The sequence below is a fragment of the Gilliamella sp. App2-1 genome (assembly GCF_001690255.1).
Classification (GTDB): domain Bacteria; phylum Pseudomonadota; class Gammaproteobacteria; order Enterobacterales; family Orbaceae; genus Gilliamella; species Gilliamella apicola_G.
Window position 1 is genome coordinate 57734 of the sequence record NZ_LZGR01000073.1, and the last position, 15756, is coordinate 73489.

Annotated in this window: 15 protein-coding genes; 4 read left to right on the plus strand and 11 right to left on the minus strand. The window is 34.2% G+C overall.

All coding sequences use genetic code 11. The features are described from left to right. Positions 1 to 42 precede the first annotated feature (42 nt). Positions 43 to 1479 carry a serine-type D-Ala-D-Ala carboxypeptidase gene (dacB, locus tag A9G22_RS10220; protein WP_075508829.1) on the minus strand — a complete coding sequence of 479 codons (1437 nt, stop codon included), beginning with the start codon at positions 1477 to 1479 and terminating at the stop codon, positions 43 to 45. A 184-nt stretch (positions 1480 to 1663) separates the two neighbouring features. Between dacB and A9G22_RS10225 the strand changes: the two genes are divergently transcribed. Beyond that, on the plus strand, positions 1664 to 2689 hold the full coding sequence (locus A9G22_RS10225; protein WP_065586889.1) for a TerC/Alx family metal homeostasis membrane protein: 1026 nt from the start codon (positions 1664 to 1666) through the stop codon (positions 2687 to 2689). A gap of 48 nt (positions 2690 to 2737) precedes the next feature. On the opposite strand, the gene cycA is transcribed toward A9G22_RS10225, so the two are convergent. After that, entirely contained in the window at positions 2738 to 4111 is a 1374-nt protein-coding gene (cycA, locus tag A9G22_RS10230; RefSeq protein WP_065586890.1) for a D-serine/D-alanine/glycine transporter, read from the minus strand. A 199-nt stretch (positions 4112 to 4310) separates the two neighbouring features. On the opposite strand from cycA, the gene mltA reads away from it, so the two are divergent. The 3 genes from mltA (at position 4311) to asmA (ending at position 7963) form a co-directional block, all read left to right on the plus strand. Beyond that, positions 4311 to 5399, plus strand: coding sequence for a murein transglycosylase A (gene mltA / locus A9G22_RS10235; RefSeq protein WP_065586891.1), 1089 nt, complete (start codon positions 4311 to 4313; stop codon positions 5397 to 5399). 70 nt (positions 5400 to 5469) lie between these two features. Beyond that, positions 5470 to 6051, plus strand: a complete 582-nt coding sequence (gene dcd / locus A9G22_RS10240) for a dCTP deaminase (RefSeq protein WP_065586892.1) — start codon at positions 5470 to 5472, stop codon at positions 6049 to 6051. Positions 6052 to 6082: 31 nt separating this feature from the next. Continuing rightward, positions 6083 to 7963 (plus strand): outer membrane assembly protein AsmA, encoded by a 1881-nt coding sequence (asmA, locus tag A9G22_RS10245; RefSeq protein ID WP_075508830.1) that lies wholly within the window; start codon positions 6083 to 6085, stop codon positions 7961 to 7963. 68 nt (positions 7964 to 8031) lie between these two features. Here asmA and hslU read toward each other — a convergent pair whose 3' ends face one another. The 9 genes from hslU to A9G22_RS10285 form a co-directional block, all read right to left on the minus strand. Beyond that, a complete protein-coding gene (gene hslU, locus A9G22_RS10250) occupies positions 8032 to 9357 on the minus strand; it encodes an HslU--HslV peptidase ATPase subunit (protein ID WP_065586894.1) in 1326 nt (441 codons plus the stop codon). Positions 9358 to 9380: 23 nt separating this feature from the next. Continuing rightward, positions 9381 to 9908 carry an ATP-dependent protease subunit HslV gene (hslV, locus tag A9G22_RS10255; protein WP_025316169.1) on the minus strand — a complete coding sequence of 176 codons (528 nt, stop codon included), beginning with the start codon at positions 9906 to 9908 and terminating at the stop codon, positions 9381 to 9383. A 149-nt stretch (positions 9909 to 10057) separates the two neighbouring features. After that, on the minus strand, positions 10058 to 11188 hold the full coding sequence (gene tolA, locus A9G22_RS10260) for a cell envelope integrity protein TolA (protein WP_065586895.1): 1131 nt from the start codon (positions 11186 to 11188) through the stop codon (positions 10058 to 10060). A gap of 27 nt (positions 11189 to 11215) precedes the next feature. Further along, positions 11216 to 11635, minus strand: coding sequence for a colicin uptake protein TolR (gene tolR, locus A9G22_RS10265; RefSeq protein ID WP_065586896.1), 420 nt, complete (start codon positions 11633 to 11635; stop codon positions 11216 to 11218). A gap of 2 nt (positions 11636 to 11637) precedes the next feature. Beyond that, positions 11638 to 12318, minus strand: a complete 681-nt coding sequence (tolQ, locus tag A9G22_RS10270) for a protein TolQ (RefSeq protein ID WP_065586897.1) — start codon at positions 12316 to 12318, stop codon at positions 11638 to 11640. Then, a complete protein-coding gene (ybgC, locus tag A9G22_RS10275) occupies positions 12319 to 12714 on the minus strand; it encodes a tol-pal system-associated acyl-CoA thioesterase (RefSeq protein ID WP_065586898.1) in 396 nt (131 codons plus the stop codon). Between the two features lie 177 nt (positions 12715 to 12891). Next, positions 12892 to 13002 carry a cytochrome bd oxidase small subunit, CydX/CbdX family gene (locus A9G22_RS11175; RefSeq protein ID WP_081296979.1) on the minus strand — a complete coding sequence of 37 codons (111 nt, stop codon included), beginning with the start codon at positions 13000 to 13002 and terminating at the stop codon, positions 12892 to 12894. A gap of 9 nt (positions 13003 to 13011) precedes the next feature. Continuing rightward, entirely contained in the window at positions 13012 to 14148 is a 1137-nt protein-coding gene (cydB, locus tag A9G22_RS10280; protein WP_065586899.1) for a cytochrome d ubiquinol oxidase subunit II, read from the minus strand. 18 nt (positions 14149 to 14166) lie between these two features. Continuing rightward, a complete protein-coding gene (locus A9G22_RS10285; RefSeq protein WP_075508831.1) occupies positions 14167 to 15738 on the minus strand; it encodes a cytochrome ubiquinol oxidase subunit I in 1572 nt (523 codons plus the stop codon). Between the last annotated feature and the right edge of the window lie 18 nt (positions 15739 to 15756).

Genomic DNA, 15756 nt, shown 5'->3' on the forward strand with positions numbered 1-15756 from the left:
ACATATTTCATTTTCATGTAAACTTATGTGTCTTTTAGCTTATTAATTAATGAAATTTTTATAAAATTCTGATTCAAATCGCATAATTGCACTATTTTTGGGCTCATCTTGTCTATCGGCGTAGTAACCCGATATTAACTGCACAAAAGCCAAATATCTACCATCAAACTTTTGGATAAATCCAGCTAAATTATAGCATCCTTGAATATAACCTGTTTTGGCTCGTATTGTTTCTTTAAAAGGTACTTGATTAAAACTCTTACGATTTTGCAACGTACCATCAACTCCAGCAATTGGTAACATTTCAATAATCCTTAATTGTGTATTATGGGCGGCAATGTATTGTAAAATTTCCATTAATTTGTCAGCGCTCATCAAGTTTAATCGTGATAATCCAGAACCATCAGCAATAACTAAGTTCTCAAGATTAATACCTGCTTTTTTGCGCAAAATTTGCTTAATAGCATCACCACCATTACGCCATGTACCCGGAACATTATAATAGTGAGCTCCTAAAGTTCTAAAAATGGCGTCTGCATATAAATTATTTGATTTTTTAAGCATCACAGCTAACAGTTCAGAAAGCGGTGCTGATTGGCTAGAAGCTAATAAAGTCAACTGAGTATTAGTTTTATGATTACGTTCTAAAAGTAAGCCTGTATAAGTTAGTTTTTGCTGTTTGAGCTGATTTTTTAAAATCGTAGAAAAATATTCTACACCATCAATTACCGCAAATTTTAACGGCATTTTATCCAAACTTGCAGAAATACATCCTGATAAATGATAACGATTTTTATCTGAATAGCTAACATCTAATTCACAATACTTATCATTAAAATCGTTACTATTTTTTGCGATAGTTTTCACATCTCCTGTCACCATAACAGGAATATTTGATGACTTAGAAATGGAGGCTTTCTCCCCTATTTTACCTGGCGTCAATATTGTATAGAAACAATTATCATCAATAATCGCTGCGGATGGTGGAGCATTGTAACAAGCTGTTAAATTATTCCACGACCACCCCTCTGCTTTATCATGACTTGTAAATATTGAAGTATCCAAAATCACATTTCCTGAAATTTTTTCGATACCTTTTTGACGCAGTGTTGCAATCATGCTTTTTAATCGATCACCAGTAAAAGTAGGATCGCCGCTTAATTGAATAATAAGATCACCATTTAACCATTTATTCCTTATTGAACCGTTAGTTTGTATGCGCGTTATAAATCGGAAATCACTGCCTAGTTCCAGTTCAGCGGCTAAAGCGGTGATCACTTTTTGAGTACTTGCTGGTTGTTTAAAAAGCTCACTTTTATATTTTGCTAATGTCTTAGGATTACTTCCTACAGATTGAACTAAAATGGATAAATCACTTCCTTTAGGTAAAAAAGATATATAAGGTTCTACTGGTTGTGCCTTTAATAATCCTGAAAAAAAAGGAAGAAGCAAGAAAACAATTACCCGGAATTTTGTCATGAAAATTGGCTCAAAATATATCGTGAAATAAAAATAGTTAACGAGGACATGCAAATATAACTTTTTTTGATTTGACTAGCAATATATACTCAACCACTTTTATAATTATGTTCTATTGAAAAATTCAACATAACTAAAAATCAAAATTAACTCCATATAACTTTTAATACTAGGTAGTAAAATTATGATTCAAAATTCATTAGGTTTCCCAATAGAAACCGTTTTGGTCTTTGTTGGATTAGCCTTAGCAGCGATTATTATTGATTTATATGCTCACCATAACGATAAACCTATCAGTTTAAACAATGCCATCCTTTGGTCACTATTTTGGATAATGATGGCATTGGGATTTGCACTATATTTGTATCTTCATCACGGTAGTGCTATAGCTAGCTTATTTGTTACAGGTTATGTCCTTGAAAAAGCATTATCGGTCGATAATTTGTTTGTGATTATGGCTATATTTTCGTGGTTTGCAGTACCAAATAATTATCGTCATCGCTTACTTTATTGGGGGGTTATTGGAGCTATTATATTTCGCGCCATATTTGTAGCAATAGGTACAGGTTTATTATATTTAGGTCCTTGGATGGAATTAATATTTTCAATATTAGTTGCAGGCACAGGAATAATAATGATTAAAAATCAAGATAATGACCAAGACATTAAAGATTACTCACATCACTTTGCTTTTCGCATCGCCAAACGTATTTTCCCATCTTACCCCAAAATTGTCGGTCATCACTTTTTATTGACACAAAAACAACTTGATACAGAGCTTAAAAAACCTGAAAACAGCAATTTAGTTGGCACAATACCTAAAAGTATTTTTTATGCAACGCCACTGTTTTTATGTATTGCTGTAATTGAACTAAGTGACGTTATGTTTGCCTTTGATTCAGTTCCTGCGGTGATTGCTGTCAGCCAAGAACCGTTAATTGTTTATAGCTCGATGATCTTTGCCATTTTAGGTCTTAGAACGATGTACTTTATTTTACAAGCTATGAAACAGTATTTAGTCCACTTAGGTAAAGCGGTTATTTGTTTGCTCTTTTTTATTGCTGGAAAATTAGCTTTAAATGCAAGTAACCATCTATTTGGATATGGTATTGATATAGATCCAAGCACAAGTCTTTATGTCGTTTTAGGCATACTAGCTTTAGGGATTATTGCCAGTATCATCTGGCCAGGAACTAAAAAATATCAATAATTGTAATAATGATATTGGCAGGTACCCCCTGCCAGTTTGAATTTAGATTTATTGACGTTTTAAGGATCGAATATAATAACTTACACCTAAAATAACAAACCAAATAGGTGTTGCCACTAATGCTTGGCGAGTATCAGCCTCGAAAGTGAGTAACACGATCATAAAAGCAAAAAAAACTAAACAGACGCCGCACATCAAAAGCCCACCAGGCATTTTAAATTGAGATTGTTCATGCAAGGTTACTTTTTTACGACGATAAGCAATATAAGAAATAAGAATCATCGACCAAATAAACATAAATAAAATAGCCGAAATTGTGGTTACTATAGTAAAGGCCACCATGACATTAGGTATCAAGTAAATCAAAACAACTCCCCCCAATAAACAAGTGCACGAAAATAGCAACCCATTAGCCGGTACTGAACGACTTGATAATTTCCCAAAAGGCTCAGGCGCATCTTGCTTTTTAGCAAGTCCAAATAGCATTCTGCTTGTGGAGTAAATACCACTATTGGCTGAAGATGCTGCTGAAGTTAGTACTACAAAATTAATAACACCTGCAGCAGCAGGTAAACCAATTAAAGTAAATAACTCAACAAACGGGCTTTTATTTGGAGAAATTAACGTCCATGGAGTTACACTCATAATAATAATTAAAGCAAAAACATAGAAAAAAATAATACGCGCTGGTACAGAGTTAATAGCACGAGGTAAATTTTTATTCGGATCGACGGTTTCTGCAGCCGTTGTACCAACTAATTCAATCCCCACAAAAGCAAAAATAGCAATTTGAAAGCCAGCAAAAAATCCCATTGTACCATGGGGGAAAAAACCGCCGTATTTCCATAGATTCGAAAACGCTGCTGTGGTATTAGTTTGTTCGGAATAGAAATCAGTTAAAATAAGTATGAGTCCAATACCTATTAGTGCTAGAATCGCAATAATCTTAATCATTGAGAACCAAAACTCAGTCTCACCAAACATTTTTACTGTCAATAGATTTAAGGTCAATAGTAATACAACCGTCAATAACATAGGTATCCAAGATTGTAGCTCAGGAAACCAATGTTGAGCATATCCAGCAATTGCAATAACATCGGCAATTCCTGTAATCACCCAACAAAACCAATAAGTCCAACCAGTAAAAAAACCAGCCCACGGGCCTAACAGATCGTTGGCAAAATCACTAAAAGATTTGTACTTTAAATTAGAAAGAAGGATTTCCCCCATCGCACGCATAACAAAAAATAGGATAAAACCAATAATCATATACACAAAAATAATAGAAGGCCCAGCAAGACTAATTGTCTTTCCCGAGCCCATAAATAAGCCAGTACCGATTGCTCCACTGATTGCAATTAATTGAATATGACGGTTAGAAAGGTTGCGCTTTAAATCATGCTTTGAGGATATAATGCTCATCGCTTTTATTACCCTTAGTTTTCAAAATGTTCCAATATTTCTTTTAATTTAGGACTATAAAGTCTCTAACGTTAAATCGCAAGCTGAATCTTTATGAAAAATTTTTATGGTTACATCATAATTATTGGTAGTTTCTTATAATAGAATTGTGTAGCATAAATAACTATATTACTTAATTTAATTATAATTATTTACCAAGATGAAAGAAAAAAAACACTATTATAGTTTTTATGTTTTATGTACTTTATTTATTTTATCCCTCTTAACTAGTAGCCAAAACCATTCAAATAAACCAATCAAACAAGGTCAACAATATAAAGATGGAAACCTTTTTTTACCACTTAATGTAAGCTACCCTCAATTAACTATTCCGGTTAATATTTCAAACTACATCACTCAAATTGCCAAAATAAAATCATCATCACCATCTTTGTATCGTAAAAATGAACATATTTATAAAGCCATCGATGATTGGATTAATCGTTCTTTGCGGACAGATGAGTTTAATAAAGTTGGACTTAATAGCTATGAAATGTCTGGGCAAGATGGGTATGGAAATGTACATTTGACTGGTTATTACACCCCGATAATCAAAGCAAGACATCAAGCAACCGCAGAATTTAAATATCCTATTTATAAAATGCCCAATAATATAGAAGAGCCACTACCAAATCGTGAGCAAATTTATAATGGTACACTTGAAGATAAAGGTCTTGAAATAGCATACAGTAATTCTTTAATGGATAACTTCATTATGGAAGTACAAGGTAGTGCTTATATTGATTTTGAAGATGATTCGCCTTTAGTGTTCTTCTGCTATGGTGGTAAAAATGGCCATAGCTATTCAAGTATTGGACGTTTATTAGTAGAGCAAGGTGAAATCGAAAAAGAAAAAATATCGATACAAGCTATTAAAGATTGGGCTAAAAATAAAAGTGAAAAGGAACTTAAAGAATTATTAATTCAAAACCCCTCATTTGTTTTTTTCAAACCTCAATATAACGCTGAAGTAAGAGGAGCAGCTGAGGTACCTTTAGTTGCCAATGCATCTATCGCATCTGATAAATCAATAGTACCAATTGGTTCTGTGGTATTAGTTGATGTTCCTCTACTTGATAACGATGGGCAATATCGTGGTAGACGAGAAAATCGTTTAATGGTTGCGCTTGATGTAGGAGGAGCAATTAAAGGACAACATTTTGACCTTTATCTAGGAGTTGGTGATGAACCAGGTAAATTAGCAGGTTACTATAACCACTATGGACGTGCATGGGTGATAAAACCTTAAACGACTAACATCGACGCAATTAAAAGAATCTGCTAGAATAAAACGATACAATCTGAATTAAGGGTAACCCATGAGATTATGCGACCGAGATATTGAAGCATATCTACAAAATGGTAAATTAAAAATAACTCCACAACCTACGGTGAGCTGCATTAATGGTGCAACTGTTGACGTTAGATTAGGTAACCAATTTCGAACATTTCGAGAGCACACCACACCATATATAGATTTAAGTGGACCAAAAGAAGAAGTATCTGCAGCGTTAGAAAGAGTAATGAGCGAAGAAATAGTGTTACCAGAAGGTGATGCCTTTTACTTGCATCCAGGTGAATTAGCATTAGCTGTAACATTAGAATCAGTCACTATCCCTGACGATTTAGTTGGTTGGTTGGATGGACGTTCATCACTCGCTAGACTTGGACTTATGGTTCATGTGACAGCTCATCGTATAGATCCCGGTTGGCAGGGGAAAATTGTATTAGAATTTTACAATTCAGGAAAAATTCCACTTGCACTTAGACCAGGAATGACAATCGGAGCACTTAGTTTTGAAACACTAACAGGTCCTGCTGCAAGACCATACAATCGAAGACAAAATGCAAAATATAAAGACCAATATGGCGCTGTCGCCAGTCGTATTGATAAAGACTAACGTTTTATAACCTTAATAAGGGAACATTGATATGATCAAAAAAATATTGGTTATTCTATTTGCTTTAATTTTAGTTATCACAGCTAGTATTGTTTCGCTTATTGTTTTTGTAGATCCTAACAACTTTCGTGGATTTATTTCAGATACAGTAAAAGATAAAACAGGTTATGAATTATCTATTGATGGTAATTTACGTTGGCATATATGGCCACAAGTGAGTATTTTAACTGATTCAGTCAGGCTATCTGATACCAATTCCCCAAAACCCATTTTAACGGCAGATAATATGAGACTAGATGTTGAATTACTACCTCTTTTCTCAAAAAAATTATCAGTTAAAAATGTTTTTATAAAATCTGCAATCATCAACATTACCGATAAAAGCAAAGGAAATATTGCAAGAAATGAAGCTAAAACACCATCTAATGCTACCACTAATAAAACAACTGATTCTAAAGGTCAAAAAATTTCATCTAATTGGAAATTTAGCTTAAATAAATTTGAAGTTACTGATAGTACTGTGGCATTACAACATAATGATGATTTAATTAACTTTAGAAATATTAATCTAGTAGTACAACAAAATAATAAGAAAAATATTTCCATTGATTTAAAAGGAAACATAGATAAAAATCAACAAAATATATCTTATCTAGTACATGCATGTGTCGATTTAAATCAATTCCCAGAACAAGCAATAATCGATTTAAAAAAGTTAGATTTCATTTATAAAGGTGTCGCTAATTCAGCAAAAGAACTAAAAGGTAACATTCGTGGCGTATTTAACTATCGGCAATCTCCAATGTTACTAAAAAGCCAAAATTTATCTTTTTTAATTAATGAAAATCATTTTACTGGTGTTATAAATGCTGATTTAGCAAATAAACCGTATATAGATTTACAGTTAAATTCGGATAAAATCGATCTCACTTCGTTTTTGAAAATAGATAAAAACTCAAATAACGAGCCTTCCACCCAACAAGCTTCACCAGTGGTGTCAAATATCACAAAGACCGATAATGAATTAAGCTTTCTAAATACTTTTAATGCTAAAGCTAAATTACAGATCAAACAGTTCAATGCCAACAAAATAGTATTAAACAATATCGACGTTGATATGACTAATAATAATGGTATTGCAATATTCAAAAATATTAGTTTTGATTTTGCTAAAGGTCATATAGCTGCAACTGGTGTAGCAAATGGCAAACAAAAAACCACACTAATGAAGCTTAATACTACAATAAGCAATATTGATTTAAATAAATTTTTTAACCAGATAGATACAGCTCATGATCTAGAAGGTTTATTTAATGCTACAGGGGATTTAGAGAGTAACAGCTTATCAGGTTCCCAACTTTTAACTAACTTGCAAGGCAATGTTGCCATTGTTGTGACTAATGCAAGACTTAATAATTTGAATATTCAAAATATAATTCAAAATGCTGCAGCTCAATATTCAAAAGATGACATGACGCCTGAGAATCAAAAAAAATACACCGAATTTCATAAAATTTCGACTAATGCTTACTTGAAGAAAGGTAATTTGGAGTTGTCGACATTAAATGCTAATTCTGAAACACTTGATGTCATTGATGGTTCAGGAAGAATCGGAATATTAAAACAGGATTTGGATGTCAATTTGAACTTAAAATTGCTCGGCGGCTGGAACGGTAAAAATGAAAAAATCGGAAAACTGCAAAAGTTAACAATACCACTACGTATTTATGGCCAATTTGCTAATCTTCGTTATCAAATCGATATAGGTAAATTAATTACCGATACACTAAGCGATAAATTACAAGAGCGTTTAGACAAACTCCATGAAAAATTAAAGAGCCATGATTCTAAAAATAATTCAAATTCCAAATCAAAGGCTGCAGATTTTTTAGGTGAATTACTAAGAAAATAATAATAAAAAGGTGAAGTTGATTAAAAATCACCTTCACCTTTTTATATCTAGTCTAAAAGATGAGCTATTTATAAAATAAACTTACTTAGATCTTCATCTGCAACAAGTTTATCTAAATGATCACCTACATATTTAGCATCAATTGTAACTGTTTGTCCACCAAGTTCACTGGCCTCAAAAGAAACCTCTTCCATCAAGCGTTCTAATACGGTATGCAACCTGCGCGCACCGATATTTTCATTTTGTTCATTCACTTGCCATGCTGATTCCGCAATTTTACGAATACCATCAGGAGTAAAATCGATATTAACACCTTCCGTTGCCATTAACGCTTTATATTGAACAGTAAGTGACGCATTTGGTTCGGTTAGAATCCGCTCAAAATCTTCACTTGTTAGTGCTTGTAATTCAACTCGAATTGGCAACCGACCCTGTAACTCAGGGATTAAATCAGATGGATTTGCTGTTTGGAAAGCACCTGATGCAATAAACAAAATATGATCTGTCTTAACAGATCCATGTTTAGTCGACACAGTACAACCCTCAACCAAAGGTAAAAGATCTCGTTGTACACCTTCACGTGAAACATCTGGTCCCGATGAGTTACCACGCTTACAGACTTTATCTATTTCATCAATAAAGACAATTCCATTTTGTTCAACTGCCTCAATAGCCTCATGTTTAAGCTCATCAAGATTAACCAATTTAGCAGCTTCTTCTTCGATAAGTTGTTTTAGTGCATCTTTGATCTTCATTTTACGTGGTTTAGTCTTTTGTCCACCTAAATTTTGAAACATCGACTGTAATTGATTTGTCATCTCTTCCATACCTGGAGGAGCCATAATTTCAACACCAATATTAACACCAGCTAATTCGATTTCTATCTCTTTATCGTCAAGTGAACCTTCACGTAATTTTTTACGAAAAGCTTGTCTTGCTGTTGAATTATTATCTTCAACTTGCCCCCATCCGTCTTTAGCTGGTGGTACAAGTACATCTAAAATACGATCTTCAGCTAATTCTTTGGCTCGGTTACGATTGCGTTCAATCGCTTCCTGACGGATCATTTTCACCGCAGAATCGGTTAAATCACGAATAATTGAATCAACTTCTTTACCCACATAACCAACTTCAGTAAATTTAGTTGCTTCTACTTTAATAAATGGTGCATGTGCTAGTTTTGCTAATCGTCTTGCAATTTCAGTTTTACCAACTCCCGTTGGCCCAATCATCAGTATATTTTTTGGCGTAACTTCATGACGCAATGTTTCATCTAGTTGCATACGACGCCAACGATTACGTAGCGCAATTGCGACAGAACGTTTCGCTTTTTCTTGTCCAATAATATGTTGATTTAGTTCACTTACAATTTCACGAGGAGTCATTTCAGACATAGTTAAATTTCTCTTAAATCGGATTAATAATTAAGTTCTTCAATTGTTTGGAAGTTATTAGTATAAACACAAATATCACCAGCAATTGATAATGATTTTTGCACAATATCATGTGCAGAAAGTGAAGTATTATCTAATAGCGCACGCGCCGCTGCTTGCGCATAAGGACCTCCAGAACCAATAGCAATTAAATCATCTTCTGGTTGAATGACGTCGCCAGTACCTGTAATAATCAATGATGCGCTTTCATCAGCAACAGCAAGTAGTGCTTCAAGTTTACGTAGCATTCTATCTGTTCGCCAATCTTTAGCTAGTTCAACAGCAGCTTTAGTTAAATGCCCTTGGTGCATCTCTAGTTTTCGCTCAAATAGTTCAAATAATGTAAAAGCATCAGCAGTACCACCAGCAAAACCTGCAATTACTTTGTTATTATATAAACGACGAACTTTACGGGCATTACCCTTCATAATAATACGTTCGCCTAGTGTAACTTGCCCATCACCACCGATAACGACTTGCCCTTCACGACGAACACTGACAATAGTTGTCATGTTTTGCTCCTTCTTTCACTTAGATAACTTGATTCGGAATGAATAGGCTATATATTGGGATCATTAATGTGTTTTCAACATTTTCATTTGAAGATATTGATAATTTATTGTAAAAATTTTTCAGGGAATATAGCGTTTATGTATAAAAATTATTTTGGTTGGAAGTCAATTGTCATTGTTTTTACTTGATTATAAAACGCACTTGCAGGCTTTGGAATTACAGCTTGTTTAGTTGCTGAAAGCGCTTCTCGACATAATGCCTCATCACCATCTTTCGCACTAACATTAAGTAATAAACCATCAGGTGCAATTTGAATTTCTAATACACAATTCCGACCACTATATAATTTATTAGGATTAATAAATTTATTACTAATAGCAGTTTGAACTAAAGATTTATATTTATCAAGTTCTCCATCTGAAACACCTTTACGGCTGGCTACACCGCTTGATGGACTGGGTGTACCCGATGTAAGCCCACCTAACAAATTATCAAGTTCTTTATCTTTTTTTGCTTGTGCTGCTTGTTTCGCTTTTTCGGCAGCTGCTTTATCTGCCGCAGCTTTTTCTGCGGCTTGTTTTTTTTCTTGTTCTTCTTTTTGCTTCGCTAGTTCTGCTTGTTTACGTTCATTTTCACTTCTTTGCTTTTCGATAAATTCTTGTTCAGCTTTCACTTTAGCTTCTTGTTCGGCTTTTTGCTCTGCTAGCTCTTTTTCTTTACGCAAATTTTCTTCACGTTGTTTATCTAGTAATTCTCTCTCAGCTTTTAATCGAGCTTCTTGTTCTAATTTTTGTTTTGCCAACTCTGCTTGCTGTTGTTCTAAACGCTGTTTTTCAGCTTGTCTTCTTTGCTGTTCTAAATGTTCTTTAACTTTGCGAGCATCTTCTTCTTTTTGTCTTGCAACGCGTGCTGCTTGTGCAGCCTCTGCTTCTTTCTTTTGTAGCTCTTCTACTTTTAGACGTTCTTTTTCTAACTCTTTAAGTCGCTGCTCTTGGGCAAGCTGTTGTTCTTGTAGCTTCCGAGCCTGCTCATCTATTTGTTGCTGTCTCTTTTGCTCAGCTTGTTTTTGACTAACCTGTGACTTTAATTGTCTTTGATATTGTTCAGTCATGACGGAAGGATCAACCATAATAGCATCAATAGAATTTCCATTAACACTACCATAGTTAGCATCATCATTATACATAGCTCGATAACCCAAAATGATAATTAAAATCACATGTAATATAATGGATATTATAATAGCTATACTTAATTTGGAATTTGACTTATAAGACATTGCTGACATCTTGTTATATTATATTATTTAAATTGGTTGAGTCATTAATCCTACAGATTTAACACCTGCAGATTGTAATAAATTCAACGCTTTTATAATTTCTTCATATGGAACATCTTTAGCCCCACCAACTAAAAAAACAGCCTTTTCATTAAGTAACATCTGTTGTCTAACTTCTGCAACAATTTGTTCTTGTGGTAAATTAGCTTGACGCTCCTGATCAATAATTAGTGCATATACACCAATATCGGATACTTCAATGATGATTGGTTTATTTTCTGACGACGAAACCGTTTTAGATTCCGATGCCTCTGGAAGATCAACTTCAACGCTTTGACTAATAATTGGGGCTGTGGCCATAAAAATAAGCACTAGCACTAATAGCACATCCAGTAAAGGTACTATATTAATTTCAGCTTTAGTTGAATAACGTGAATGTCTGCGCATAATTATTTCCTAACAGCAACTGCTTGGCGTTGTAAAATTGCAGAAAACTCATCAATAAAGTTAAGGTAACTTTGTTCAATGCGGCTTACACCCAATGACAAACGATTATAAGCAAGCACCGCAGGAATAGCAGCAAATAAACCAATTGCAGTTGCAATTAATGCTTCAGCAATTCCTGGTGCAACCATTTGTAAAGTGGCTTGCTTAACAGCACCTAAAGAAATAAATGCATGCATAATACCCCAGACAGTACCGAACAAACCGATATATGGACTAATAGAACCCACTGTACCTAAAAAAGGAATATGCAATTCTAGAATATCAAGCTCACGATTCATTGCCAAACGCATAGAGCGTGATGCACCATCTAAAGCTGATTCAGCCATATTCGGGTTAATTTGATACAGTCGAGAAAACTCTTTAAACCCTGAATAAAAAATATGTTCTGTACCGCTAATTTCTTCTTTATGAAATTTCGCTTTATCAAATAAAACATTCAAATCATCAGCATTCCAAAAGTTATTATCAAATTGCTCAATTTGTTTTTTAGCTTTACTTAAAATCTTAGTTCGTTGAAATATAATTGCCCATGACATAACAGAAAAAGTAAGTAACAGCAACATAACACATTGTACTAACAAACCTGCTTGCAAAAACAGATCAATAATATTCAGATTTTCCACTTATATAAACTCCAAAACTAATAACTTAGGAAGCCCGCACGGCTTCATCTTAGTGATATCCACACAAGCAATAAGAACATCCGCTGTGCTGATAACTTGTTTATTCTGATTAAAAATAGTTTGTTTAAAAATAATAGACGCCTTGCGAACTTGGTCAACCTTGCTGCTAATAATCAGCATATCATCTAAACGAGCCGGAAAATGGTAGCTAATATCCATCTTTTTGACAACAAAAGCAATACCTTCTTGTAGTAACTTTTGTTGACTAATATTAAGTTGTCTTAATATTTCGGTCCTAGCTCGTTCAAAAAACGCAAGATACCTAGCATGATAAACTACACCACCAGCATCTGTGTCTTCATAATAAACTCTTGCATTCCAATCGAATTGTCTCATATCCAAACCGCACTAATTAAATTTGGTGCTATTATATCTGAATATAAATTTCGCTGCACTATGATATAAAAAATCACAAATGAAAAAAATTATCATTTGTGTTTTATTGTTAACTTTCATATCCAATAATTAAAAAGGTGACGATTTGTCACCCTTATCATTAATTTTTAATTAATATTATTTAATGTTAGACTCTTTTTCGCTACTGTCTCGCTCAACCCATAAGCCAGTTACGACTGATAACATGCAGGCAGCAATAAGTCCTATACACCATAAAATGTAATACATAATAGTTCCTTAATAAAGAGAATGTTTATTATTTTCAATATGATTCTTATCCAATCGTCCAAACATTTTAATATATGTCCATATGGTATATAAAAGAACAATAGGTAAAAATACAAGAACAACGGCAAACATAATATTAAGTGTTAATTGACTTGACGATGCATCCCATATTGTCAGACTTGCGTTTGGCATAATGCTTGAAGGTATAATAAATGGGAAGGTTGCAATACCATAGGTAAATAAAACACTAAAAATGGTTAATACTGATGAAATAAATACTAACGCATTTTTATTTAAACTAGAAAAAAGAATAGTTAACAGCGGAAATACAACACCTAATAGAGGTACTATCCACAAAATAGGATAATTCATATAGTTGGTTAACCACGAAGTATCAATAGATACTGTTTTAGTTAATGGATTAGATGCTGCATTATAATCAATCACACTAGTAACAGCATAGCCATGAAGACCAAATACCACCCAAACACCAGCTAAAACAAATGTAATTAACATTACTAAACTAGCAATTTGTGTAGCTTTTCTCGCTCTTAAATAAAGTTCACCCGATGTTTTCATTTGTAGCCATGCACCGCCATGCGCAATAAATAACATTAAGCTCACAATGCCAGTCAATAACGCAAAAGGATTAAGCAAACCGAAGAAATTACCATCATAAAATACACGGTAAGAGTTATCAAATCTAAATGGAACACCTTCTAATAAGTTGCCAAAAGCGACACCAAAAACCAATGCAGGCACAAAGCTACCTACAAAGATGCCACCATCCCATAAATTGCGCCATTTTGAATTTTCTAATTTACTGCGATAATCAAAACCAATGGGTCTAAAAAATAGTGCACAAAGCACTAAAATCATCGCGATATAAAAGCCTGAAAATGACACAGCATATGCCATTGGCCAAGCGGCAAATATTCCAGCACCGGCAGTGATTAACCAAACTTGGTTACCATCCCAATGAGGAGCAATTGAATTAATCATAATACGACGCTCTGTATCTGTTTTACCAATAAACGGTAATAAAATACCGACGCCCATATCAAAACCATCCGTGATAACAAAGCCGATTAAAACAACACTAATCAGCACCCACCAGATGACGCGTACAATTTCGTAATCAATCATTGTGTATACTCCTATACCCTATTCTATTACCGATTGTGTTTTTTCATAATGATAGTTACCAGTACCTAAAGAGCTTGGTCCTAAACGGGCAAACTTAAACATTAAGAATAATTCAACAACTAAGAACAGCGTATAAAGGCCACAAATAAGCACCATTGTGAATAACACTTCACCTGCTGTTAATGATGAATTTGCTACTCCAGTCGGTAAAATATCCTGAATTGCCCAAGGTTGACGTCCATACTCTGCAACAAACCAGCCTGATTCACACGCTAACCAAGGAAACGGTAAAAATAGAATTAATAAACGATGTAACCAACGTTTTTCACCAATTTTATTTTTATAAGTTGTCCATAAAGCAAGTCCAGTACCAAGAATCATTAACACACCGAGACCGACCATAATCCTAAACGCCCAGAATAATGGCGCAACAGTAGGAATTGAGTCTTCTGTTGCCGCTTTAATATGTTCTTCTGTTGCTTCAGGTATTGTTAAATTATCACGATCGGTAAAGCGTTTAACTAAATAACCATAACCTAAATCAGCTTTATTATCTTCAAAAGCCTTAAGTACAGCAGGATCTTCATTACCTTGTTGGATTTTTTCCAAATTACTATAGGCTAATATGCCATTACGAATCCTTGTTTCATTATTTGCTAAAATATCTTTTAAACCTATCACTTGAGTGTCAAGTGATCGAGTGGTCATTATACCCATTGCATAAGGGATCTCTATTGCAAATAAATTTTCTTTATTTTTTTGTGATGGAAATGCAATAACATTAAACGATGCTGGCGCAGGTTGAGTTTCCCACTCAGCTTCAATGGCAGCAAGTTTTGCCGGTTGTACGGTTGTCATCTCATGCCCTGCTTCATCACCCATAACAGCAACAACAAACGACATGATAAATCCAAACATAGCCGCCACAGCAAAAGAACGTTTTGCAAAGGGAACATCACGTTTTTTAAGCAGATAATAAGAACTAATACTTAAAACGAAAATAGCGCCTGTTAGATAACCTGCGACAACAGTGTGAACAAATTTATATTGAGCAACAGTGTTAGTAATTAGCTCAAAAAAGTTAGTCATTTCCATGCGTGAATTAATAGGGTTAAATTCAGAACCCACTGGGAATTGCATCCATCCATTAGCAACCAAGATCCAAAGTGCGGATAAATTTGAACCAAATGCCACGCACCAAGTCACCATTAAATGTTTACCACGACTTAATCTATCCCAACCAAAAAAGAATAAACCTACCATGGTTGACTCTAAAAAAAATGCCATCAAACCTTCAATGGCTAACGGAGCACCAAAAATATCACCCACATAATGTGAATAATAAGACCAGTTAGTACCAAATTGAAATTCCATGGTTAAACCAGTTGCAACACCTACTGCAAAGTTGATACCAAACAGTTTACCCCAAAATTTTGTCATATCTTTCCAGACTTGCTTACCACTAACAACGTATACCGTTTCCATAATTGCTAGCATAAACGCCAAACCTAGCGTTAATGGTACAAAAATAAAATGATACATTGCTGTGAGCGCAAACTGGAGACGTGAAAGTTCTACTATATCTAACATAAATGCTCCCTAATCCTT

Excerpts from the sequence above, each read along its gene's own strand:
- dacB (WP_075508829.1), bottom strand. The coding sequence starts at position 1,479 with ATGACAAAATTCCGGGTAATTGTTTTCTTGCTTCTTCCTTTTTTTTCA.
- A9G22_RS10225 (WP_065586889.1), top strand. The coding sequence starts at position 1,664 with ATGATTCAAAATTCATTAGGTTTCCCAATAGAAACCGTTTTGGTCTTT.
- cycA (WP_065586890.1), bottom strand. The coding sequence starts at position 4,111 with ATGAGCATTATATCCTCAAAGCATGATTTAAAGCGCAACCTTTCTAAC.
- mltA (WP_065586891.1), top strand. The coding sequence starts at position 4,311 with ATGAAAGAAAAAAAACACTATTATAGTTTTTATGTTTTATGTACTTTA.
- dcd (WP_065586892.1), top strand. The coding sequence starts at position 5,470 with ATGAGATTATGCGACCGAGATATTGAAGCATATCTACAAAATGGTAAA.
- asmA (WP_075508830.1), top strand. The coding sequence starts at position 6,083 with ATGATCAAAAAAATATTGGTTATTCTATTTGCTTTAATTTTAGTTATC.
- hslU (WP_065586894.1), bottom strand. The coding sequence starts at position 9,357 with ATGTCTGAAATGACTCCTCGTGAAATTGTAAGTGAACTAAATCAACAT.
- hslV (WP_025316169.1), bottom strand. The coding sequence starts at position 9,908 with ATGACAACTATTGTCAGTGTTCGTCGTGAAGGGCAAGTCGTTATCGGT.
- tolA (WP_065586895.1), bottom strand. The coding sequence starts at position 11,188 with ATGTCTTATAAGTCAAATTCCAAATTAAGTATAGCTATTATAATATCC.
- tolR (WP_065586896.1), bottom strand. The coding sequence starts at position 11,635 with ATGCGCAGACATTCACGTTATTCAACTAAAGCTGAAATTAATATAGTA.
- ybgC (WP_065586898.1), bottom strand. The coding sequence starts at position 12,714 with ATGAGACAATTCGATTGGAATGCAAGAGTTTATTATGAAGACACAGAT.
- A9G22_RS11175 (WP_081296979.1), bottom strand. The coding sequence starts at position 13,002 with ATGTATTACATTTTATGGTGTATAGGACTTATTGCTGCCTGCATGTTA.
- cydB (WP_065586899.1), bottom strand. The coding sequence starts at position 14,148 with ATGATTGATTACGAAATTGTACGCGTCATCTGGTGGGTGCTGATTAGT.
- A9G22_RS10285 (WP_075508831.1), bottom strand. The coding sequence starts at position 15,738 with ATGTTAGATATAGTAGAACTTTCACGTCTCCAGTTTGCGCTCACAGCA.